Origin of the sequence: Klebsiella sp. 10-1 (genome assembly GCF_009758445.1) — a bacterium.
Classification (GTDB): Bacteria; Pseudomonadota; Gammaproteobacteria; order Enterobacterales; family Enterobacteriaceae; genus Klebsiella; species Klebsiella scottii.
In genome coordinates, this window is record NZ_WQRE01000001.1 from 588,447 (window position 1) to 610,932 (window position 22,486).

General features: G+C 61.6%; 22 protein-coding genes. 14 read left to right on the top strand and 8 right to left on the bottom strand.

Annotated elements, in window-relative coordinates; translation table 11 throughout:
• The first annotated feature begins 39 nt into the window (after nt 1-39).
• The 3 genes from modA to modC are packed head-to-tail and all read left to right on the top strand — an operon-like array spanning nt 40 to nt 2,563.
• Nucleotides 40-816 (top strand): molybdate ABC transporter substrate-binding protein, encoded by a 777-nt coding sequence (modA, locus tag GO007_RS02765; protein ID WP_095095211.1) that lies wholly within the window; start codon nt 40-42, stop codon nt 814-816.
• The gene (gene modB / locus GO007_RS02770; protein ID WP_095095212.1) at nt 813-1,502 is read left to right on the top strand and encodes a molybdate ABC transporter permease subunit; all 690 of its coding nucleotides are present in this window, start codon (nt 813-815) and stop codon (nt 1,500-1,502) included. Before modA ends, modB begins: the two co-directional genes overlap by 4 nt.
• 2 nt (nt 1,503-1,504) lie before the next feature.
• Nucleotides 1,505-2,563, top strand: a complete 1,059-nt coding sequence (modC, locus tag GO007_RS02775; protein ID WP_095095215.1) for a molybdenum ABC transporter ATP-binding protein ModC — start codon at nt 1,505-1,507, stop codon at nt 2,561-2,563.
• Here the strand turns inward: modC and GO007_RS02780 are convergent, their stop codons facing one another.
• Nucleotides 2,564-3,382, bottom strand: a complete 819-nt coding sequence (locus tag GO007_RS02780; RefSeq protein WP_095095217.1) for a pyridoxal phosphatase — start codon at nt 3,380-3,382, stop codon at nt 2,564-2,566.
• A 173-nt stretch (nt 3,383-3,555) separates the two neighbouring features.
• Between GO007_RS02780 and pgl the strand changes: the two genes are divergently transcribed.
• Entirely contained in the window at nt 3,556-4,551 is a 996-nt protein-coding gene (pgl, locus tag GO007_RS02785; protein ID WP_095095219.1) for a 6-phosphogluconolactonase, read from the top strand.
• Between the two features lie 89 nt (nt 4,552-4,640).
• Here the strand turns inward: pgl and GO007_RS02790 are convergent, their stop codons facing one another.
• From GO007_RS02790 to GO007_RS02805, 4 genes are all read right to left on the bottom strand, one after another.
• Complete coding sequence (locus GO007_RS02790; protein WP_095095223.1) at nt 4,641-5,438, bottom strand: anti-sigma factor family protein; 798 nt, start codon at nt 5,436-5,438, stop codon at nt 4,641-4,643.
• Entirely contained in the window at nt 5,435-5,950 is a 516-nt protein-coding gene (locus GO007_RS02795; protein WP_223261764.1) for a sigma-70 family RNA polymerase sigma factor, read from the bottom strand. Before GO007_RS02795 ends, GO007_RS02790 begins: the two co-directional genes overlap by 4 nt.
• 22 nt (nt 5,951-5,972) lie before the next feature.
• Complete coding sequence (locus GO007_RS02800; RefSeq protein WP_095095226.1) at nt 5,973-6,524, bottom strand: tetratricopeptide repeat protein; 552 nt, start codon at nt 6,522-6,524, stop codon at nt 5,973-5,975.
• Between the two features lie 203 nt (nt 6,525-6,727).
• A complete protein-coding gene (locus GO007_RS02805) occupies nt 6,728-8,011 on the bottom strand; it encodes a putative acyl-CoA thioester hydrolase (protein ID WP_095095229.1) in 1,284 nt (427 codons plus the stop codon).
• Between the two features lie 275 nt (nt 8,012-8,286).
• On the opposite strand from GO007_RS02805, the gene hutI reads away from it, so the two are divergent.
• From hutI to GO007_RS02835, 6 genes are all read left to right on the top strand, one after another.
• Nucleotides 8,287-9,546 carry an imidazolonepropionase gene (gene hutI / locus GO007_RS02810; protein WP_189339815.1) on the top strand — a complete coding sequence of 420 codons (1,260 nt, stop codon included), beginning with the start codon at nt 8,287-8,289 and terminating at the stop codon, nt 9,544-9,546.
• Nucleotides 9,543-10,499, top strand: a complete 957-nt coding sequence (hutG, locus tag GO007_RS02815; RefSeq protein ID WP_095095235.1) for a formimidoylglutamase — start codon at nt 9,543-9,545, stop codon at nt 10,497-10,499. The genes hutI and hutG overlap by 4 nt, the downstream gene beginning before the upstream one ends.
• A gap of 56 nt (nt 10,500-10,555) precedes the next feature.
• A complete protein-coding gene (locus GO007_RS02820; protein WP_095097985.1) occupies nt 10,556-11,281 on the top strand; it encodes a histidine utilization repressor in 726 nt (241 codons plus the stop codon).
• A 142-nt stretch (nt 11,282-11,423) separates the two neighbouring features.
• On the top strand, nt 11,424-13,109 hold the full coding sequence (gene hutU, locus GO007_RS02825; RefSeq protein ID WP_045854530.1) for a urocanate hydratase: 1,686 nt from the start codon (nt 11,424-11,426) through the stop codon (nt 13,107-13,109).
• A gap of 1 nt (nt 13,110) precedes the next feature.
• The gene (gene hutH, locus GO007_RS02830; protein WP_095095239.1) at nt 13,111-14,643 is read left to right on the top strand and encodes a histidine ammonia-lyase; all 1,533 of its coding nucleotides are present in this window, start codon (nt 13,111-13,113) and stop codon (nt 14,641-14,643) included.
• A 100-nt stretch (nt 14,644-14,743) separates the two neighbouring features.
• Nucleotides 14,744-16,132: an amino acid permease gene (locus GO007_RS02835; protein WP_095095242.1), complete on the top strand. Its 1,389-nt coding sequence runs from the start codon at nt 14,744-14,746 to the stop codon at nt 16,130-16,132.
• Between the two features lie 50 nt (nt 16,133-16,182).
• Here the strand turns inward: GO007_RS02835 and GO007_RS02840 are convergent, their stop codons facing one another.
• Nucleotides 16,183-16,659 (bottom strand): kinase inhibitor, encoded by a 477-nt coding sequence (locus tag GO007_RS02840; RefSeq protein WP_095095245.1) that lies wholly within the window; start codon nt 16,657-16,659, stop codon nt 16,183-16,185.
• Between the two features lie 69 nt (nt 16,660-16,728).
• Nucleotides 16,729-18,018: an adenosylmethionine--8-amino-7-oxononanoate transaminase gene (bioA, locus tag GO007_RS02845; protein ID WP_095095248.1), complete on the bottom strand. Its 1,290-nt coding sequence runs from the start codon at nt 18,016-18,018 to the stop codon at nt 16,729-16,731.
• An 85-nt stretch (nt 18,019-18,103) separates the two neighbouring features.
• Between bioA and bioB the strand changes: the two genes are divergently transcribed.
• The 4 genes from bioB to bioD are packed head-to-tail and all read left to right on the top strand — an operon-like array spanning nt 18,104 to nt 21,752.
• Nucleotides 18,104-19,144: a biotin synthase BioB gene (bioB, locus tag GO007_RS02850; protein ID WP_095095251.1), complete on the top strand. Its 1,041-nt coding sequence runs from the start codon at nt 18,104-18,106 to the stop codon at nt 19,142-19,144.
• A complete protein-coding gene (gene bioF, locus GO007_RS02855) occupies nt 19,141-20,298 on the top strand; it encodes an 8-amino-7-oxononanoate synthase (protein ID WP_095095254.1) in 1,158 nt (385 codons plus the stop codon). Before bioB ends, bioF begins: the two co-directional genes overlap by 4 nt.
• Nucleotides 20,282-21,037 (top strand): malonyl-ACP O-methyltransferase BioC, encoded by a 756-nt coding sequence (bioC, locus tag GO007_RS02860; protein ID WP_095095256.1) that lies wholly within the window; start codon nt 20,282-20,284, stop codon nt 21,035-21,037. Before bioF ends, bioC begins: the two co-directional genes overlap by 17 nt.
• Complete coding sequence (gene bioD / locus GO007_RS02865; protein ID WP_095095259.1) at nt 21,030-21,752, top strand: dethiobiotin synthase; 723 nt, start codon at nt 21,030-21,032, stop codon at nt 21,750-21,752. The genes bioC and bioD overlap by 8 nt, the downstream gene beginning before the upstream one ends.
• Here bioD and GO007_RS02870 read toward each other — a convergent pair.
• Nucleotides 21,694-22,416: an ABC transporter ATP-binding protein gene (locus GO007_RS02870; RefSeq protein ID WP_095097988.1), complete on the bottom strand. Its 723-nt coding sequence runs from the start codon at nt 22,414-22,416 to the stop codon at nt 21,694-21,696. The genes bioD and GO007_RS02870 overlap by 59 nt on opposite strands.
• Nucleotides 22,417-22,486: the final 70 nt, after the last annotated feature.

Genomic DNA, 22,486 nt, shown 5'->3' on the forward strand with positions numbered 1-22,486 from the left:
TATATTGTTTCGTACATAACGCACGCACAGGAGTTTCAGATGGCACGTCAATGGTTACGTTTTTTTGTCGGAGCAACGTTAACGCTCTCCGTCGCCGGGCAGGCGCTGGCAGAAGAGGGGAAGATAACGGTCTTCGCGGCGGCTTCATTAACCAACGCGATGCAGGATATCGCTAAGGCGTATAAGCAGGAGAAAAAGGTTGATGTAGTCTCATCCTTTGCCTCCTCTTCAACGCTGGCACGGCAAATTGAAGCGGGCGCGCCTGCTGACCTGTTTATCTCCGCAGACCAGAAATGGATGGATTACGCGGTTGAGAAAAAAGCGATTGATACCGCCTCACGCGAAACGCTGCTGGGAAACAGCCTGGTTGTCGTTGCGCCAAAGGCCAGCGCGCAGGGCGATATTACCATCAACAGCAAGACTGACTGGACCAGCCTGCTGAAGGGCGGCCGTCTGGCGGTGGGCGACCCGGAACATGTACCGGCCGGGATTTATGCTAAAGAAGCGCTGCAAAAGCTGGGGGCATGGGACACCTTGTCAGCAAAACTGGCTCCGGCGGAAGACGTGCGCGGGGCGCTGGCATTGGTTGAACGTGACGAAGCGCCGTTGGGCATCGTTTACGGCTCCGATGCGGTTGCCAGCAAAGGTGTTAAAGTAGTGGGCACCTTCCCGGAAGATTCGCATAAGAAGGTTGAGTATCCGCTGGCCATTATTGACGGGCATAAAAATGCAACCGTCAGCGCATTCTATGACTACCTGAAAGGGCCTGAGGCGTCAGCTATCTTCAAACAATACGGATTTACCACGCGCCAATGATTTTAAGCGATCCCGAATGGCAGGCGGTGCTGCTGAGCCTCAAAGTATCATCCCTGGCGGTGGTGTTTAGCTTACCTTTTGGGATCTTTTTTTCCTGGCTGCTGGTCAGGCGCAGCTTCCCCGGAAAAGCGCTGCTCGACAGTATTCTCCACCTCCCGCTGGTGCTGCCGCCGGTGGTGGTCGGCTATTTACTGCTGGTTGCGATGGGAAGACGCGGTTTCATCGGCAGCTGGCTGTACGACTGGTTCGGCCTGACATTTGCCTTTAGCTGGCGCGGCGCGGTGCTGGCGGCGGCGGTGATGTCGTTTCCTCTGATGGTGCGGGCGATTCGCCTGGCGCTTGAAGGGGTCGATATCAAGCTGGAGCAGGCGGCGCGAACCCTCGGCGCCGGGCGCTGGCGGGTGTTCTTTACCATCACCCTGCCGCTGACGCTGCCGGGCATTATTGTCGGCACCGTGCTGGCCTTCGCTCGCTCGCTGGGCGAGTTTGGCGCGACCATCACCTTCGTTTCCAATATCCCCGGCGAAACGCGCACGATCCCCTCGGCAATGTATACCCTGATCCAAACGCCGGGCGGCGAGGGCGCCGCCGCGCGTTTATGCTTAATTTCGATCGTCCTGGCGCTGATCTCGCTGCTGGTTTCCGAATGGCTGGCTCGCCTCAGCCGCGCGCGGATGGGTAAATAACGATGCTTGAACTCGATTTTACCCAGACGCTGGGAACCCACTGCCTGAACATTCAGGAGACGCTGCCCGCCAGCGGTATTACTGCGATATTTGGCGTATCCGGAGCCGGTAAAACCTCGCTCATCAATGCCATCAGCGGCCTGACCCGACCGCAGAAAGGACGGATCGTGCTCAACGGCCGGGTGCTGAATGATGTCGAAAAGCGCATCTGCCTGGCGCCGGAAAAACGGCGGATTGGCTACGTTTTCCAGGATGCCCGTCTGTTCCCGCACTACAAAGTGCGCGGCAATTTGCAGTACGGCATGGCGAAGAATATGGCCGGTCAGTTCGATAAGCTGGTGGCGCTGCTGGGGATTGAGCCTCTGCTCGAGCGCCTGCCGGGCGGCCTCTCCGGCGGCGAGAAGCAGCGGGTGGCCATCGGTCGGGCGCTGCTGACCGCCCCCGAGCTGCTGCTGCTCGATGAGCCGCTGGCATCGCTGGATATTCCCCGTAAGCGTGAGCTGCTGCCCTACCTGCAGCGGCTGGCGCGCGAAATCAATATCCCGATGCTGTACGTCAGCCATTCGCTGGATGAGATCCAGCATCTGGCGGATAAAGTGCTGGTGCTGGAAAACGGCAGCGTGAAGGCGTTTGGCGATCTCGAAGAGGTGTGGGGCAGCAGCGTGATGCACCCGTGGCTGCCGCAGGACCAGCAGAGCACGATACTGAACGTTTCGGTTGTCGCCCAGCATCCGCAGTATGCGATGACCGCTCTGGCCCTCGGCGAGCAGCGGCTGTGGGTCAACCAGCTCGAGCGGCCGCTGGGCGAGTCGGCGCGCATTCGCGTTCAGGCGTCCGACGTGTCGCTGGTGCTGGAGCTCCCGCAGCGAACCAGCATTCGTAATATTTTACGCGCGCAGGTGGTGCAGTGTATTGAAACCAACGGACAGATTGAGGTGCAGCTGGAGGTCAGCGGCCGCACTCTATGGGCGCGCATCAGCCCGTGGGCCAGAGATGACCTGGGGGTTACGCCAGGTCAGTGGCTGTACGCGCAAATCAAGAGCGTGTCGATTACCGCCTGATCACAGCAGGTTGCGGTTGATAAAGTCGGCAATGCTGTTGCTTTCGTTCTCGCCAATCACCACGTTCGCGCGCGCTTTGACTTCGTCGACCGCGTTACCCATCGCCACGCCGGTACCGGCGGCTTCCAGCATGCTGAGATCGTTATAGTTGTCGCCGAAGGCCACCACGTCCTGCATCGACAGCCCCTGGGCTTCAACCCACTGCGCCAGGCGCTTGCCTTTGCTGTTGCCGGCGCGGGCGATATCGACCTGATCGTGCCACGACCATTCGCACTCCAGCCCCAGCGTCTGGCCGACGTGCTGCGCGAACTGCTGCAGTTTGGGAATGTTTTCATCGGTGAGGGCAAACTTCCACACCGCCTTCACCTCGCGCGCCGCCTGCGCCAGGGAGTCAACCTGGGTGAAGACCGGACGCTGGTCCGGCGGCAGCGACTCTGCCCAGCGGGCGGTACGGATGACGTGCCCGGTCGGTTGCTCGTAGAGCATGGCGTCGTCGACGTACATCAGGCCGTGAACGTCGTGCTCGGCCAGCATCCCGGCGAGGCTTAGCGCCTTATCTACCGCCATCGGATCGGCTTGCAGAACCTTTTTTGCCTGATAATCATACAAATAAGTGCCATTACAACAAATTGCAGGTGTATCCAGAGCCAGTGCCTGATAAAAAGGATGGATCGCGACGTGATGTCGACCCGTGACGACGATCACCTGGTAGCCTGCCGCGCGGGCACGCGCCAGCGCCTCAAGTGAGGCGGGCAGGATCGTCTTGCTTGAGGTCAATAAGGTGCCGTCTAAATCCAGGGCAATCACGCGTGAGGTCATGTGTTGTTTCCGGTTAATGGTGAAAAGTGAGCAGGCCATGATGGTACACCGCTGTGCCTCAGGGGCAAATTTTTCAGCATCTACCGTTAAAAGAGTCTATACATTGCATCGAACAAGCAGCTTGCTGAATGAAATGTATAAGTTTTCCATGCGCAGTGAGGAAAGGAGTATTCATGAAACAAACCGTTTATACCGCCAGCCCGGAAAGCCAGCAGATTCACGTCTGGAGTCTGGATCTTGCGGGAAATTTGACCCTGGTACAGGTTGTTGACGCCCCGGGTCAGGTGCAGCCGATGGTGGTTAGCCCGAATAAAGAGTATCTCTACGTCGGCGTGCGTCCGGAGTTTCGCGTACTGGCTTACCGCATTGCGCCAGATAATGGGGCGCTGACTTTCGCCGGTGAAGCCGCGCTGCCGGGGAGCCCGACGCATATTTCGACCGACAGGCTGGGCCGCTTCGTGTTCAGCGCCTCCTACAATTCGGGCTGCGTTAGCGTCACGCCGCTGACCGACGGTCTGCCGGGTGAAACGGTGGCTGTGGTTGAAGGGCTGGAAGGCTGCCACTCGGCCAATATTGCCCCGGATAACCGCACGCTGTGGGTACCGGCGCTGAAGCAGGATCGCATCTGTCTGTTTACCCTCAGCGATGACGGTTTCCTGGCGGCGCAGGAGCCGGCGGAAGTCACCACCGTTGAAGGCGCGGGCCCGCGTCATATGGTGTTCCATCCGAACCAGCAGTACGGCTACTGCGTTAACGAGCTGAACAGCTCCGTCGACGTCTGGGAGCTGAAGGACCCGCACGGCAAAATTGAGTGCGTGCAGACGCTGGATATGATGCCTGCCGACTTTACCGGCGTGCGCTGGGCGGCGGATATCCACCTGACTGCGGACGGCCGTCATCTGTACGCCTGCGATCGTACTGCCAGCATTATCACCATCTTCAGCGTCTCCGAAGACGGCAGCGTGCTGGCGATTGAAGGCTACCAGCCGACCGAGGCCCAGCCTCGCGGCTTTAACCTCGATCACAGCGGCAAATACCTGATTGCCGCCGGGCAGAAATCCCACCACGTCGCGGTGTATGAAATCAGCGGCGAGCAGGGTCTGCTGCAGGAGAAAGGGCGCTATGCCGTAGGTCAGGGGCCGATGTGGGTTGTGGTTAACGCTCACTAAGCCGCAGAGGCTGATAAAACCTCGCTGCGGCGAGGTTTTTTTATGCGTCGAGCAGACTTAAGCTGCCCTCCGAGCGGGCGGTATGGCGCTTATGACAGCGCCGCCTGTAGCGCCTGGGCGCTATTGTGCAGCTGTAGGCCAGGGTTGCGGCCAATTAATACGAACTGATATCCCCGATCGTGCCACCAGGCGAGATTCATCCCGTGGCGCTGCTCGCTGCTAATCTCCGCGCTGCCCGGCTGGCGCAGCGGAGAGATGCACAGCGCCATGGGGCCATATTCGGCATGCATCCAGGCAATCTGCGCTATCGAGGTGCTGTCGTAGCGCAGTATGCGGACCATTTTAAGCTCCGCGCCCTGCAGCCTGAGCTGCTGTTCATTGAGATGCAGGCCGATATCCTCGGCGGTGCGCGTCAGGCCGCGCTGCAGCAGCGGCGACGAGCTGTCGAGATCGAGCAGCGTTTCGGCGCTGTAGAGCGACATGTAGCGGGCTTCAAGATCGCGAATATTTTCGCTCTCGTCGGGCTCGCCCGCCGGAGCGCGCGCCAGATAGCCTAACCCGGAGCCAATCAGCAAAAAGCTGAGCGAGGCGGCAATCATCGAGCGGCGGCTAAACGACGGCCGTGGCGCGCGGCTATCCTCGTCCTCCGCCAGCTGCGCTTCCAGCCTTGCCTGCATGCGCTCCAGCGGAGCCTCATCGAGCAGGGGCGCAAAGGCCTGGCGATAGTTCTGATTGCTGCTCATCAGCTCGGCGGTGCGGGCGGCAAGCTGCCCATCGCTCTTGAATGCGGCTTCGAACCTGCGGGCGTCGGCGTCGCTCATCTCGCCATCCAGCCAGGCAACGATGGCCTCATCATTATAGGGAGGCGTAAAACTTAAGGGTTTCAAGAGCGTTTCTCCTTCGCAGAGGGCGGGGTAGCTATCGATTTTGCCAGCGTCAGCCTTGCCGCCGCCAGCCGGCTCATAATGGTACCAACCGGCACCGACAGGGTGTCCGCCGCCTCCTGATAGGTAAAGCCTTCGACATACACCAAAAATACGGCATTGCGCTGCGCTTCCGCCAGCGCGCCCACGCGCCGCATAATTTGCCGGTACTGCAGGCTATCTTCCGCCATTTCACGGGAATCCGGCGCAACCAGCTCTTCGCTGTCAACGAATCCTTGCCCCATCCGCACGTGGCGCGCGCGCAGCTCTGAGATCCAGATTGAGTGGAGAATAGAAAACAGCCATCTGTCTATACGCGTGCCCGGCGTATACTGCGCGCTCTTTTCGAGCGCGCGTACGCAGGTGGATTGTACCAACTCTTCGGCTACATCGCGGCTGCGCGACAGTATCAGCCCGTAGCGCCAAAGGCGGGCCAGATGCGCGGCAAGCTGTGAGCGAACTTCACTGGTTGTGATTTTCTTACCCTCGTGACGATAATCAGGATTCAGGATGCCCGTTAATGGCCGCCTGCAGATCGCGATACTCCTCGCAGCCCTGGCCGCAGATCCCGGCAATCACCTTCAGCTGCTCCTTCGCCAGATCCGCACGACCTTTTATCATCCATGCTTCACCCAGATACTCCCGGGCTTTGGCATAGTTCGGCTCAAGCGCCAGCGAACGCTGATAGTAACCGATGCCTTCGTCCGTGCGTCCGAGCTTGCGGGTCGCGTAGCCGCGGTAGTTCCAGGCCTCGGCCGTATTGCCGTTTTTTAACGAATCCAGCAGGTTCAGCGCCGTCTGGTATTCGCCTTTTTTCGCCAGATGGTAGGCGTAGTTGGTTTTATCCTGGTCGCTGAGGCTGCTGGTTTTCTCCGGCACGCACTGTTTGGTGGCGCTGTCATAAACCTGTCCGCTCGGGCAGTCAGGGGTTTTACTCTCGGTACTATTATCGCCCATGGCAAAAACCGGCGGCACGGACAGGAAAAATAGCAGTGCCGGAACGGCCATGCGGCGCGAAGCGGGGCGTAATGCAGAGGAAAGTGCGTTCATTTTAGTCTCCAGAGTGGGCGAATGCGCGACCAGGCGTACAGGCGAACCGCAAGGGTTAAGCGCCGTCATGGTCTTGCATGGTGTAAACGCGCCAGCGGGAGTTTTTATTCGCCTAAAAAGCGTATTTTTTTGCGGCCGGGAAAGCCCGTCGGGAAGAGGGGGAAGTAAAGGGGGAGCGGCGTCCCCCTTTTAAGCTGCGGCGGTTACTGCTTAGGCTCGGCTACGATAAAGCTTCCCACGCCGCGGTTGTTGTATTCCCACATGCGGTTGAAGCCGTTGTCGTTGAGATTACGCTGCGCAACGCCTTTAGCGTCCACCGCGCCGGTATCACCGCTGAATGCGCGGTTAGATACTGCCGCGTCGGCCCACGGCTTAGCGACATTAAAGCCTTCGTTAATCACGCTATCGCGGATAACAACCTGACCGTTGGTGTTGCTATCAACGTCCAGAGAGCGGCCCAGCTGAGCGAAGCCGTCGCCGGAAGCGGTGAAGCGGCTGTTGATGGCCAGGAAGCCGTAGGTGACGCTCTTCAGCGTAGCCGGAGCAAAGACGTAGCCCTCTTTTTGCGTGCGGGAATTCACGACGCGGAAATCGGTATTATCAAATACGACGGCGCCGCGGCCGGCAACGATATCGACGTCGCCTTCAATATAGCTGTTGCTGACCAGCGTGCGGGTCTGGCGATCGTTCTGCAGGCGGTTCTGCACGCCGCTGTTGGTCACGAAGAAGGTGTTCTGGCGGCCCAAAATATTGACGTTGTTAATCTGGACCTGGTCGCCATCGCTGCGCAGGGCTACGGCCTGGTGGGTACCGGCATCAACGCTATCGCCGAGGTTATTAGCGATGGTCAGGTTCTGCAACTGCAGGCCGTTATTCTGCGACCAGAAGACCGCAGAGCACATCATGCCAACGGTGGCCGTACGCTTGCTCTGGCAGTTGTCGAACATATACCACGCCGGTTTGCCTGGCATATATTTTCCGGCCGGATTGACCAGGTGGCGCCAGCTGGTGACGTCCATTTCAGAATCGATCGCCTGGCTAATTTTCACATCCAGCGGCTTCTCGCCGGTACCGTACAGGGTCAGCGCGCCGGGGGCGGCCGGAACATAGACGGTACCGGTATATTCACCCGGCATAATCGCAATGAACAGACGGCGGTCGGAATGGCGGGCGATTGCCGCATCGACGGCAGCCTGAATCGTGGTGTGGGTAACGCCTTGAGTGCCCGCAGGCCCGACGACGAAGTCAGGCTGGGCCGGCACGGCAATGGCTGCCGGCTTCCACGCTGCGGCGTTCGGGTCCAGCGACTGGAAATAGCTCGTCGGCAGGAAGTTCTTCGCTTCATCGGCGCTTAAAACCGGGCGAGAGGCGGTACCCGGCGCTGCCTGGGTAGAGGGTTGCTGATCTGCAGGGGTTGAGCTGCAGGCGGATAACGTCACGCCGAAGGCCAGCGCCAGCGCCAGTCGGGAAACTGAGAATGTGTTCATGTTGCTCCGGGCAAGAATCAATTAGCTATACCCGCCATACTTCAAGCCGCTTCTTTGCTGGCAGCGTGCGCCTGCCATCTCGATACGGGCCGAATTATTTGGGGTGTGTGAATAGATAAGCTCTTTAAAACCTGCTTTTTTATACTAAGTTGAGCAAAACGGGAAGACGCTGAGCTAAAAAGTTAGCGTAATGCTGTTTTGCATCCTGAAGCGGGGCCGCTCGCAGTCACAAAAAAATAACAATTCCGCCTGCTTTTATTGACATTCTCGGTGGAATGAAAATAAATGTCTATACAACCCATGACAAGTTGACTGGTATGACTAAAGCCACTTCCGATCTCGTTATCTGGCGAAACGCCCGCCTCGCCACGCTGAACCCTCACGACTCGCGGCCTTATGGCCTGCTGGATCGCCACGCGCTGCTGGTGCGCGATGGCCGGATTGAGGCCGTGATCCCTGAAAGCGACGCCCCGGCCGGGCGGAGTATTGACCTTGGCGGCAGGCTGTTGACGCCGGGGCTGATTGATTGCCATACCCACCTGATCTTCGGCGGCAGCCGGGCGCAGGAGTGGGAGCAGCGGCTAAACGGCGTCTCTTACCAGACGATTAGCGCTAACGGCGGGGGAATTAACTCGACGGTGCGCGCCACCCGCGAGAGCAGCGAAGCGCAGCTGCTGGCGCTGGCGCAGCAGCGCCTGGATCGCCTGCTGCGTGAAGGGGTGACCACGGTTGAAATTAAGTCCGGCTACGGGCTGGATCTGGAAAACGAACGCAAGATGCTGCGCGTGGCGCGAAAGCTTAGCGAAAGCAACGCGGTGGAGCTGTCGGCCACGCTGCTCTCCGCCCACGCCACGCCGCCGGAGTATAAAGATGACCCGGACGGCTACATCGCGCTGGTCTGCGAAACCCTGCTGCCGACGCTGTGGGAAGAGGGGCTGTTTGAAAGCGTCGACGTGTTCTGTGAAAACGTCGGCTTCAGTCCGCAGCAGACCGAACGGGTATTCCAGGCGGCGCAGGCCCGCGGAATCCCGGTGAAGGGCCACGTCGAACAGCTGTCATCGCTCGGCGGCGCCGAACTGGTCAGCCGCTATCGCGGGCTCTCTGCTGACCATATCGAATATCTGACGGAAGAGGGCGTGGCGGCGATGAGCCACAGCGGGACGGTCGCGGTGCTGTTGCCCGGCGCCTTCTATTTCCTCAACGAGACCCGCCGGCCGCCGGTAGAACTGCTGCGCCAGCACCGGGTCCCGATAGCCGTCGCCACCGACTACAACCCGGGCACCAGCCCGTTCGCCAGCCTGCATCTGGCGATGAATATGGCCTGCGTCAAGTTCGGCTTAACGCCGGAGGAGGCATGGGCCGGCGTGACCCGCCACGCGGCCCGGGCGCTGGGGCGCCAGGCGAGCCACGGCCAGCTGGCGGCGGGATTCGTCGCCGATTTTGCCATCTGGGACGCCGAACATCCGGTAGAGATGGTGTATGAACCGGGGCGCAGCCCGCTCTGGCATCGCGTGGTTCGAGGAGAGATGCAATGAAGCTGTGGCAACCGACGCCCGCCGGGCTGTGGCAAGGGCGCGACGACAGCGGCGAAGCCGCCAACGCGCTGCGCCTGTTTCAGACGATAGCGCGGGTGGACCGTTTCGCTCCCGACGAGCAGCCGGGCGAGATTGCGCTGCTGGGGTTTGCCTGCGACGAGGGCGTGCGGCGCAACCGCGGGCGCACCGGGGCGGAAAAGGGGCCCGAGACGCTGCGGCGGGCGCTGGCGAATATGGCCAGCCACGACGGCCACGACCGCTGCGTGGATATGGGCAGCATTAGCGTGATGGGCGACGCGCTGGAAGAGGCTCAGCAGGCGCTGCGCGAGGCGGTAACTGCCTGCCAGCGCGCCGGCAAACGCACCCTGGTGCTGGGCGGCGGCCACGAAACCGCCTTTGGCCACGGCGCCGGCGTGCTGGACGCGTTCCCCGACGAAAAGGTCGGCATTATCAACCTCGACGCCCATCTCGATTTACGCTTTGCCGACCGGGCCAGCTCGGGAACGCCGTTCCGCCAGCTGGCGCTGGAGTGTGAAGCGCAGGGGCGCGGTTTTCACTACGCCTGCATCGGCGCCAGCCGGGCGGCGAATACCCAGGCCCTGTGGGATGAGGCGGCGCGTCGCGAGGTGCGGGTCATTGAGGATCTGGACGTGCTGCAGGCCTATGAAGAACGGGTTGCGCCGGAAATCGCGCGCCAGATAGCCCTCTACGATCGCCTCTACCTGACCATCGACCTTGACGTCATGCCGGCGGCTGAAATGCCGGCGGTGTCGGCTCCTGCTGCGCTGGGCGTGCCGCTGACGACGCTGCTGCGCATCGTCGAGCCGCTGTGCCGCAGCGGCAAGCTGCAGGCGGTGGATCTGGTGGAGTTTAATCCGCAGTTTGACCTCGATAGCCGGGGGGCCCGCACGGCGGCCCGGCTATCGTGGCAAATCGCCCATTGGTGGCGCTGACGATTCAGTATATTCTGATCGTTTCGCCGCCCATTGAGTATAAGGAAAGCCAGGCTATGTTTTCACAGCAATCTCTCTCCGCGCCGGCACCGTTCTATGAAAAGGTGAAGCAGGCGATCAGCGAAAAGATCCAAAGCGGCGTCTGGCGCCCGCACGATCGCATCCCTTCGGAAGCGGAGCTGGTGGCGCAGTTTGGTTTTAGCCGGATGACCATCAACCGGGCGCTTCGCGAGCTTACCGATGAAGGCCTGCTGGTGCGCCTGCAGGGCGTGGGGACCTTTGTGGCGGAGCCGAAAGGACAGTCGGCGCTGTTTGAAGTCCGCAGCATCGCCGATGAAATCGTCTCCCGCCAGCATCAGCACCGCTGTGAGGTGCTGCTGCTGGAAGAGACCCAGGCCGATCTTATTCAGGCGGCGGCGCTCAACGTCGCCGAAGGCACGCGGATATTTCACTCCCTGATGGTGCATTTTGAAAACGACGTTCCGGTACAAATTGAGGACCGCTGCGTCAATGCCACCGTGGTGCCGGACTATTTACGCCAGGACTACACCGCCACCACGCCGCACGACTACCTGTCGCTAATTGCCCCGCTAACCGAGGGGGAGCATATTGTGGAAGCGGTGCAGGCGAGCGCGAAGGAGTGCGAGCTGCTGCACATTCATGCCCACGATCCCTGCCTGATGATTCGCCGCCGCACCTGGTCGACGACGCATATTGTTTCCCACGCCCGCCTGCTGTTTCCCGGCAGCCGCTATCGCCTGCAGGGGCGTTTCGGATCCTGATCCTCCGCGCGTCGGCAAAAGCGTGATTGCTGACGCAATATAACAAAATTGTATAATTTCTGTTAAATCCTGGCTTGCGTAGAGTTGTATAGACAAGTATATGTATCTACGTAAACAACGTTAATTGTCAGGAGAAACCCCGATGTCGCAAAGCAAATATCGCCAGCTGGACGTACGTGCACCGAGAGGCACCACGCTGAGTGCGAAGAGCTGGTTGACCGAAGCGCCGCTGCGTATGTTAATGAATAACCTCGATCCGGACGTCGCCGAAAACCCGCATGAGCTGGTGGTTTACGGCGGTATTGGGCGCGCGGCGCGTAACTGGGAATGCTATGACGCTATCGTGAAGGCGCTGAAAAACCTGGAAAACGATGAGACCCTGCTGGTGCAGTCCGGCAAGCCGGTGGGGGTGTTCAAAACCCATGAAAACTCACCCCGCGTGCTGATCGCCAACTCTAACCTGGTGCCGCACTGGGCGACCTGGGAACACTTCAACGAACTCGACGCCAAAGGTCTGGCAATGTACGGCCAGATGACCGCCGGGAGCTGGATTTATATCGGCAGCCAGGGCATCGTGCAGGGAACCTACGAAACCTTCGTCGAAGCCGGCCGCCAGCACTACGAAGGCAGCCTGAAAGGGCGTTGGGTCCTGACCGCCGGTCTGGGCGGCATGGGCGGCGCTCAGCCGCTGGCCGCGACCCTGGCGGGCGCCTGCTCGCTGAACATTGAGTGCCAGCAGAGCCGTATCGATTTCCGCCTGCGTACCCGCTACGTTGACGAGCAGGCGACGTCGCTGGATGACGCCCTGGCCCGCATCAAAAAATATACCGCCGAAGGCCGCGCCGTCTCTATCGCGCTGTGCGGCAACGCCGCCGACATCGTGCCGGAAATGGTTAAACGCGGCGTGCGCCCGGACATGGTCACCGACCAGACCAGCGCCCACGACCCGCTGCACGGCTATCTGCCGAAAGGCTGGAGCTGGGAAGAGTATCAGGAAAAAGCGGTCTCCGACCCGCAGGGCACTATTCAGGCCGCCAAACGCTCGATGGCCGACCACGTTCAGGCCATGCTGGCCTTCCATGAGATGGGCATCCCGACCTTCGACTACGGTAACAACATTCGCCAGATGGCCCAGGAAATGGGCGTCGACAAGGCCTTCGACTTCCCGGGCTTCGTTCCCGCCTATATTCGCCCGCTGTTCTGCCGCGGTATCGGCCCGTTCCGCTGGGTGGCGCTCTCCGGCGACCCGCAGGATATTTATAAGACCGATGCCAAAGTGAAAGAGATTGTCAAAGACGACAAGCATCTGCACCACTGGCTGGATATGGCGCGCGAGCGCATCAGCTTCCAGGGCCTGCCGGCGCGTATCTGCTGGGTTGGCCTCGAGTGGCGCCAGAAGCTGGGTCTGGCCTTTAACGAAATGGTTCGCAGCGGCGAAGTTTCCGCGCCGATCGTTATCGGTCGCGACCACCTTGACTCCGGGTCGGTTGCCAGCCCGAACCGTGAAACCGAATCCATGCGCGATGGTTCTGATGCGGTTTCCGACTGGCCGCTGCTCAACGCTTTGCTGAATACGGCCAGCGGCGCGACCTGGGTTTCGCTGCACCACGGCGGCGGCGTAGGCATGGGCTTCTCTCAGCACTCCGGGATGGTTATCGTCTGCGACGGGACCGACGAAGCGGCCGCGCGAATCGCTCGCGTTCTGCATAACGACCCGGCAACCGGCGTGATGCGTCACGCGGATGCGGGCTATGAGATTGCGATTGAATGCGCAGCGGAACAAGGACTGAATCTTCCTATGGTGTCAGCAACGCAGGGGCAACGCTGAAATGAAAACTTTAACTCTTATTCCCGGCCAGCTGAGCCTGACGCAGCTGCGCGATATTTATAGCCATCCGCTGAACGTCGTGCTCGATGAGAGCGCCTTTGCGGCGATTGACGAGAGCGTGGCCTGCGTCAACGCGATCCTCGCGGAAGGGCGCACCGCTTACGGTATTAACACCGGTTTTGGCCTGCTGGCACAAACCCGTATCTCAACCGAGGACCTCGAAAACCTCCAGCGCTCGCTGGTGCTGTCCCATGCCGCCGGCATCGGCGAGCCGCTGGATGAGGCGATGGCGCGGCTGATTATGGTGCTGAAGATTAACAGCCTCTCCCGCGGCTTTTCCGGCATTCGTCTGAGCGTGATCCAGGCGCTGGCGGAGCTGGTGAACAAAGGCGTTACGCCGTGGATCCCGGCGAAAGGCTCCGTTGGGGCATCCGGCGACCTGGCGCCGCTGGCGCATATGTCGCTGACGCTGCTGGGGGAAGGGAAAGCCCGCTGGCAGGGGGAGTGGATGCCGGCAGCGCAGGCGCTGGAAAAAGCGGGCCTCAAGCCGATTACGCTGGCGGCCAAAGAGGGGCTGGCGCTGCTTAACGGCACGCAGGCCTCGACGGCATTCGCGCTGCGCGGCCTGTTTGAAGCCGAAGACCTGTTTACCTCGGCGGTGGTGTGCGGCGCGCTGACGACCGAAGCGGCGCTAGGCTCGCGTCGTCCCTTTGACTCACGTATCCATGAGGCTCGCGGCCAGCGCGGACAGATTGACGCCGCCGCGCTCTATCGCCACGTTCTGACCGACGATAGCGCGATTTCTCAGTCGCACCACGGCTGCACCAAGGTACAGGACCCGTACTCTCTGCGCTGTCAGCCGCAGGTGATGGGCGCCTGTCTGACGCAGATCCGTCAGGCGGCGGAAGTTTTATTGGTTGAAGCCAACGCGGTCTCCGACAACCCGCTGGTGTTCGCCAGCGAGAATGAGGTGATTTCCGGCGGCAACTTCCACGCCGAACCGGTGGCGATGGCGGCGGACAACATCGCCCTGGCGATAGCCGAAATCGGCTCGCTGTCGGAGCGTCGCATCGCGCTGATGATGGACAGCCATATGTCGCAGCTGCCGCCGTTCCTCGTGAAAAACGGCGGCGTCAACTCCGGCTTTATGATCGCCCAGGTGACCGCGGCGGCATTAGCCAGCGAAAACAAAGCGCTTTCGCACCCGCATAGCGTTGATAGCCTGCCGACTTCAGCAAACCAGGAGGATCACGTCTCGATGGCGCCGGCCGCAGGTCGCCGCCTGTGGGCGATGGCTGAAAATACGCGCGGCGTGCTGGCGGTCGAGTGGCTGGCTTCCGTCCAGGGGCTGGATATGCGCGAGGGCCTTGCCAGCAGCCCGCTGCTGGAAAAGGCGCGCCATCTGCTGCGCGAACGCGTGCCGCATTACACCGAAGACCGCTTCTTCGCGCCGGATATTGAAAACGCTATTGAGCTTTTGGCCGCGCGTCACCTGACGCGTCTGCTGCCTGCCGTACTGCCCGATCACAACTAACCATTCGCTGTTCTCTGTACCCGCGTCGGGGGGATACCTTCCCCCCGGCCGTCCTACACGCATATTTGTCGTCGTATAAAAATTATCAGGACACTTGCATATGCAACAACAATCGCAACAAAAGCCACATCTGCTGCGCGGGCTGAACGCTCGCCATATTCGCTTTATCGCGCTCGGTTCCGCCATCGGCACCGGGCTGTTCTACGGATCGGCCGCCGCCATCAAGGCCGCCGGTCCTGCGGTGCTGCTGGCCTATCTTATCGGCGGCGCGGCGGTCTTTATCGTGATGCGGGCGCTGGGAGAAATGGCGGTGCGCAACCCCGTCTCCGGCTCCTTCGGCAGCTACGCGCGGCAGTATCTCGGCCCGCTGGCCGGGTTTATCACCGGCTGGACCTACACTTTCGAAATGGTGATTGTGGCCCTCGCCGACGTGACCGCGTTTGGGATTTATATGGGGCTGTGGTACCCCGACGTGCCGCGCTGGATTTGGGTGCTGAGCATTATCTTTTTCATCGGCGCGATGAACCTGTGCCACGTGCGAATTTTTGGTGAGATGGAGTTTTGGCTCTCGCTGATTAAAGTGGTGGCCATTATTGCGATGATCGTTGCCGGCGGCAGCATCATCTTCTTTGGCTTCGGCCACGCGTTTCCGGCGACGGGGCTGGAAAATCTGTGGAGCCACGGCGGATTTGCCCCCAACGGCTGGCAGGGGATTATCGCTTCGCTGGGGATTGTGATGTTTGCCTTCGGCGGGGTCGAAATCATTGGCGTCACCGCCGCGGAGGCGCAGGACCCGAAAAAGGTTATTCCGCAGGCAATCAATACCATCCCGCTGCGCATCGTGCTGTTCTACGTCTGCACGCTGGCGATCCTGATGGCTATTTTCCCGTGGAACAGCTTTGGCGAGCAGGGCAGCCCGTTCGTGCTGATCTTCAGCGGGCTGGGGATTCCGGCGGCGGCGACCATCCTCAATATTATCGTCATTAGCGCCAGCATTTCGGCCATCAACAGCGATATATTTGGCGCGGGGCGCATGATGTACGGCATGGCGAAAGAGGGCATGGCGCCGAAAAGCTTCCAGCGTATCGCCAGCAACGGCGTGCCGTGGATGACGGTGGTGGTGATGGGCGTGGCGCTGCTGGCGGCGGTAGTGCTGAACTACCTGATGCCGGAGCAGATCTTCGTGCTGATCGCCTCGCTGGCGGCGTTTGCCACGGTATGGGTCTGGCTGATGATCCTGCTGGCCCACTTTGCGATGCGCCGGGGCCTGTCGGCGCAAGAGCGGCGCAATATCGAGTTCCCGGTGCCGTTCTGGCCGCTGGCGCCGCTGCTGACCCTGCTGTTTATGGGGCTGGTGATTGCGGTGCTGGGGATGGTGGAAGAGACGCGTATTGCGCTGATCGCCGGCCTGGTCTGGCTGGGCCTGCTGACCGTGGTGTGGTATGCGCGGGTGCGAAAAAGTGCGGTCATCGCGGTGACGGAGCAGTAATCAGACATCCCCGGGTCAGGCGTGAGCCCCGGCCCGGGGATGTTCCGAAGTTAGCTAAACAGGGCGGTTATCGAGGCGCTGCCGAGGCTGTGGAAATGCACGTTAAAACCGACCATCGCACCGCTTGCGCCTTCATCGACGTCAATTTTGTCGACGTCCAGGGCGTGCACGGTAAAGATATAGCGATGGCTTTCACCCTTCGGCGGCGCCGCGCCGCCGTAACCCGCCTGGCCGAAATCGGTCCGGGTCTGAACCGCCTCTTCCGGCAGCGCCGCGAGGCCGGAACCGGCGCCCTGGGGCAGCACGCGCGTATCGGCAGGGAGATTCGCCACGATCCAGTGCCACCAGCCGGAGCCGGTCGGCGCGTCCGGGTCGTAACAGGTCACCACAAAGCTTTTGCTGCCCGCCGGAACATCATCCCACGCCAGATGCGGTGAAATATTGTCCCCCGCGTAGCCCATGCCGTTGAATACATGACGATTGGGCAGTTTTTCACCATCCTGCAAATCATTACTGATGAGTTTCATCGTCTCTCCTCAAGTTAATCTACTGATTCGCAAAGAAGTGTAGCGCGTGAGGCGCGGCATTACCGTCTCTTAATCGCTAAAAAATGTTTCTTCCAGCACCGCCGCGTTAACCGCCCGGGTCAGGCGCGTCAGCTGTTCTGAGGTAATGATATACGGCGGCATCAGGTAGATAAGCTTGCCGAACGGGCGGACCCACACGCCTTGCTCGACGAAAAAGCGCTGCAGGGCGGCCATATTCACCGGCCGACGGGTTTCAACCACGCCAATGGCGCCAAGCACGCGCACGTCGGCCACCAGCGCGGAGTCGCGCGCGGGAGCCAGCTCGGCTTTCAGCTGCGCTTCTATGGCGGCAACCTGGGCCTGCCACTCGCCGCTTGCCAGCAGGTTCAGGCTCTCAGCGGCCACCGCGCAGGCCAGCGGGTTGCCCATAAAGGTCGGGCCGTGCATAAAGCAGCCGGCCTCCCCGTTGCTGATGGTTTCCGCGACAGAGCGGGTCGTCAGCGTCGCGGAGAGCGTCATGGTCCCGCCGGTCAGCGCTTTGCCGAGGCACAGTATATCCGCCGCAATGCCCGCATGTTCACAGGCAAACAGCTTACCGGTACGGCCAAAGCCGGTGGCAATCTCATCGGCAATCAGCAGGATACCTTCGCGATCGCACATCTTACGGATGCGCCTTAACCACTCGGGATGGTACATCCGCATCCCGCCGGCGCCCTGTACGATGGGCTCAAGGATCACCGCCGCAATTTCATGGCGATGGGCGGCCATCAGGCGCGCAAAGGGCACCATATCCAGCTCGTCCCACTCGCCGTCAAAGCGGCTTTGCGGCGCCGGCGCGAAGAGGTTGTCCGGCAGATAGCCCTGCCACAGGCTGTGCATGGAGTTGTCCGGGTCGCACACCGACATCGCGCCGAAGGTGTCGCCGTGATAGCCGTTGCGGAAGGTGAGAAAACGCCGGCGCGGTTCGCCCTTTGCCTGCCAGTACTGCAGAGCCATTTTCATCGCCACTTCGACCGCCACGGACCCCGAGTCGGCGAGGAACACGCACTCCAGCGATTCCGGCGTCATCGCCACCAGCTGGCGGCAGAGCGCGACCGCCGACGGGTGGGTTATCCCGCCAAACATCACGTGCGACATCTCGTCGATCTGCGCTTTCATCGCCGCATTCAGCCGCGGGTGGTTATAGCCGTGGATCGCCGCCCACCATGACGACATGCCGTCAATCAGCCGTTCGCCGCCGGCCAGAGAAAGCTCGCAGCCGTGAGCGGCCGCCACCGGGTAAACCGGCAGGGGGGAGGTCATGGAAGTGTAGGGGTGCCAGATGTGGCGCCGATCGAAGGCGAGATCGTCCATTGTCATAAGCGACTTGTAAACCATTTTGAAAACATTTAGGTTTACGAGTATAAACCGAACCGACAGTTAACAAAACCCTTTGGAGAAGCCAATGGCTCACCACGCACGCTGGAAAATGTCGCAAGTCACTGAGTTATTTAATAAACCATTGCTGGATCTGCTGTTCGAAGCCCAGCAGGTCCACCGCCAGCACTTTGACCCGCGCCAGGTTCAGGTCAGCACGCTGCTGTCGATTAAGACCGGCGCCTGCCCGGAAGATTGTAAATACTGCCCGCAAAGCGCGCGCTATAAAACCGGCCTGGAGTCCGAGCGCCTGATGGAAGTTGAACAGGTGCTGGAGTCGGCGCGACAGGCTAAAAATGCCGGTTCGACCCGTTTCTGCATGGGCGCGGCGTGGAAGAATCCGCACGAACGCGATATGCCGTATCTTGAGCAGATGGTCAAAGGGGTTAAGGCGCTGGGGCTGGAGTCCTGTATGACCCTCGGCACCCTCACCGATAGCCAGGCGCAGCGCCTCGCCGGTGCCGGCCTCGACTACTACAACCACAACCTGGATACCTCGCCGGAGTTCTACGGCAATATCATCACCACCCGTACCTACCAGGAGCGCCTCGATACCCTTGGTAAAGTGCGCGGCGCGGGAATTAAGGTGTGCTCCGGCGGTATCGTCGGGCTGGGCGAAACGGTAAAAGATCGCGCCGGACTGCTGCTGCAGCTGGCCAACCTGCCGACGCCGCCGGAAAGCGTGCCCATCAACATGCTGGTGAAGGTGAAGGGCACGCCGCTGGCGGACAACGACGACGTCGACGCGTTTGAGTTTATCCGCACCATCGCGGTGGCGCGGATCATGATGCCGACCTCCTACGTGCGCCTCTCCGCCGGCCGCGAGCAGATGAACGAACAGACCCAGGCGATGTGCTTTATGGCCGGGGCCAACTCCATTTTCTACGGCTGCAAGCTGCTGACGACGCCGAACCCGGAAGAGGATAAGGACCTGCAGCTGTTCCGCAAGCTGGGGCTTAATCCGCAGCAGACGGCGGTGCTGGAAGGCGATAACGAGCAGCAGCAGCGCCTGGAGCACGCGCTGAATAACCCGGATACCGAGGAATATTACAACGCGGCGGTGCTATGAGCTGGCAGCAACGCATCGAGCAGGCGCTGAGCGAACGGCGGCAGGCGGATGCCTTTCGCTCTCGTCAGCCGGTAGCGCAGGGTGCCGGGCGTTGGCTGACCCGCGAGGGGCAGCGCTGGCTCAACTTTTCCAGCAACGATTATCTCGGCCTGAGCCAGCATCCGCAGATCGTTGCCGGCTGGCAGCAGGGCGCCGAACGTTACGGCGTCGGCAGCGGAGGTTCGGGTCACGTCAGCGGCTACAGCGACGCGCATCGCCAGCTGGAGGAGGCGCTGGCCGACTGGCTGGGCTATCCGCGCGCGCTGCTGTTTATCTCCGGCTTTGCCGCTAATCAGGCGCTGATTGCCGCCCTGCTCGGCAAGGACGATCGCGCGGTAGCGGACCGTCTGAGCCACGCCTCGCTGCTGGAGGCAGCCAGCCTCAGCCCGGCGCAGCTGCGGCGCTTTCAGCACAACGACGTTCAGCAGCTGAAAACGCTGCTGGAGAAACCGCTGGCGGGCCAGCAGCTGGCGATCACCGAAGGCGTCTTCAGCATGGACGGCGATAGCGCGCCCCTCGGCCCGATCCAGCAGGTGACCACCGAAGCCGGCGGCTGGCTGCTGGTCGATGATGCCCACGGCATTGGCGTGCTCGGCGACGAAGGGCGGGGCAGCTGCTATGCGCAAAACGTCCACCCTGAACTGCTGGTGGTGACCTTCGGGAAGGCCTTTGGCGTCAGCGGCGCGGCGGTATTGTGCAGCGAGGCGCTGGCGGACTACCTGCTGCAGTTTGCCCGCCACCTGATTTACAGCACCGCCATGCCGCCGGCCCAGGCCGTTGCGCTCATCGCCGCGCTGCGGACTATCCGCGGCGATGAGGGCCAGCAGCGGCGGGAAGCGCTGGCCTGCCGGATTGCGCAGTTCCGCGACGGTATGCGCGACTGCCCGGGGCAGCTCACCGAATCGGTCAGCGCCATTCAGCCGCTGATTGTGGGAGACAATACGCGCGCCCTGCGCCTGGCGGCACGCCTGCGCGAGCAGGGCTGCTGGGCGACGGCGATCCGTCCGCCGACGGTGCCGGTCGGCAGCGCCCGGCTGCGGCTGACCCTGAGCGCGGCGCATGAGTCTGCGGATATCGATCGCCTGCTGGAGGTTCTGCATGCCGGCGGTGAATAAACGCGCGGTGGCCGCCGCCTTCGGCCGGGCGGCGAGCCGCTATACGCAGCACGATGAGCTGCAGCGGCGCAGCGCGGAGCTGCTGCTGCGTCAGCTTAACGGCCAGCGCTTTGCCGAGGTTCTGGATGCGGGCTGTGGCCCCGGCGGCATGAGCCGCTACTGGCGCGAGGCGGGCAGCCGCGTCACCGCGCTGGATATCTCCGTCGAGATGCTGGCGGAGGCCCGGCGTCAGCAGGCCGCGCACGGCTACGTGGAGGGCGATATTGAATCCCTGCCGCTGCCGGAGGCCTGCGTGGACCTGGCGTGGAGTAATTTGGCCGTGCAGTGGTGCGACGACCTCAGCGCCGCGCTTGATGAGCTGTATCGGGTCGTGCGTCCCGGCGGGCGGGTGGCCTTCAGCACCCTGCTGGCCGGCTCGCTCCCCGAGCTCAATCAGGCCTGGGAGGCGGTTGACCGGCATCCGCACGCCAATCGTTTCCTCAGCGAGCAGGCGGTACGGAGCGCGCTGAGCGGCCGGCGGGTCGAGACGCAGGTTGATGCCGTGACGCTGCCGTTCGCCGACGCCCTGAGCGCGATGCGTTCGCTGAAGGGCATCGGCGCCACCCATTTACACGAGGGGCGCAGCGCGGCGCCCCTCAGCCGCGGGAAGCTGCGCCAGCTTCAGCTGGCGTGGCCCAAACTGCACGGGCAGTGCCCGCTGACGTACCATCTTTTTACAGGAGTGATTGAACGTGATTAAACGTTATTTCGTCACCGGAACGGATACCGAAGTCGGCAAAACGGTGAGCAGCTGCGCCCTGCTGCAGGCGGCGAACCTGCGGGGCCTGAAAAGCGCCGGCTATAAGCCGGTGGCCTCCGGCAGTGAGTACACGGAGCAGGGCCTGCGCAACGACGACGCGCTGGCCCTGCAGCGCAACAGCCGCGTGCCGCTGAGCTATGAGCAGGTTAACCCGTTAACCTTTGCGGAACCCACTTCGCCGCATATTATCAGCGCCGATGAAGGCCGCCCCATTACCGCCGCCGCGCTCTCCGCCGGGCTGCGCGAGCTGGAGAGTCTGGCAGAATGGCTGCTGGTGGAAGGCGCGGGGGGCTGGTTTACGCCGCTGTCCGAAACGCTGAGCTTTGCCGAGTGGGTGCAGGAGGAGCGGCTGCCGGTGATTCTGGTGGTGGGGATAAAGCTGGGCTGCATTAATCATGCCCTGCTGACGGCTCAGGCGGTACGCCAGGCAGGGCTGCCGCTGGTGGGCTGGGTTGCCAACGACGTCCAGCCGCCGGGGAAGCGGCATAGCGAATACCTCGTGACCCTCAAACGGCTGCTGCCAGCGCCCCTGCTGGGTGAGATCCCGTGGCTGGAGGAGGCGTCGCAGCGGGAGGATCTCGGCCGGTATCTCGATCTTAGCGCGCTGGATCGGGCGTCATCCACTGCGCCAGCAGCGGTTCATCCAGCTGTATAACGTCGCCTTGCGCCACGCTACGCCCGCGGTGCAGCAGGCAGAAGCGGTCTGCCACCCGGCGAATAAACGGCAGGTGCTGCTCGGCGAGCAGCACCGTTAAACCGATATCCCGGTTCAGGCGAACCAGCAGGTCCCCCAGCTTATGCATAAAGTGCTGTCCGCTGCCGCGCGACGGCTCGTCGAGTATCAGCAGGCGCGGCCGGACGATCAGCGCCCTCGCCAGCGCCAGCTGGTACCTGTCGTCTTCCGAGAGCGCGGCGCCTTTGCTCTGGCGAAGGGCGTACAGCTGCGGAAACAGATCGTAAATCTCGCTATTCACCACGGCGCCGGGCGTTCCTCCGGCCGCCAGCGCAATATGCAGATTCTCTTCTACGCTAAGCTGCGAAAAGATGCGTCGGTCCTGCGGCACGTAGCCGATACCTATAACGCTGCGTGAATGGGCGGAGAGCGGCATCAGGTCGCAGGGCGGCGCTCCGCGCTCCTGCCAGGTGATGCTGCCGCTGGCGACCGGGAGATTCCCGGTAATGCAGTTAACCAGCGTGGTTTTCCCCATTCCCTGACTTCCCATCACGCAGGTGCACTCTCCTGGCCTGAGCTCAAGATCAACGTTCCACAGCGTGTGCTGGCTTCCATAGTACTGATTGACGGCGCGTAGACTCAACATAGGCGTTTTCTCCTTTTTGGCGATAGCGAGCGAGACAAACATTCTGCAAATCTCTTGCCAGGAAAAAGAA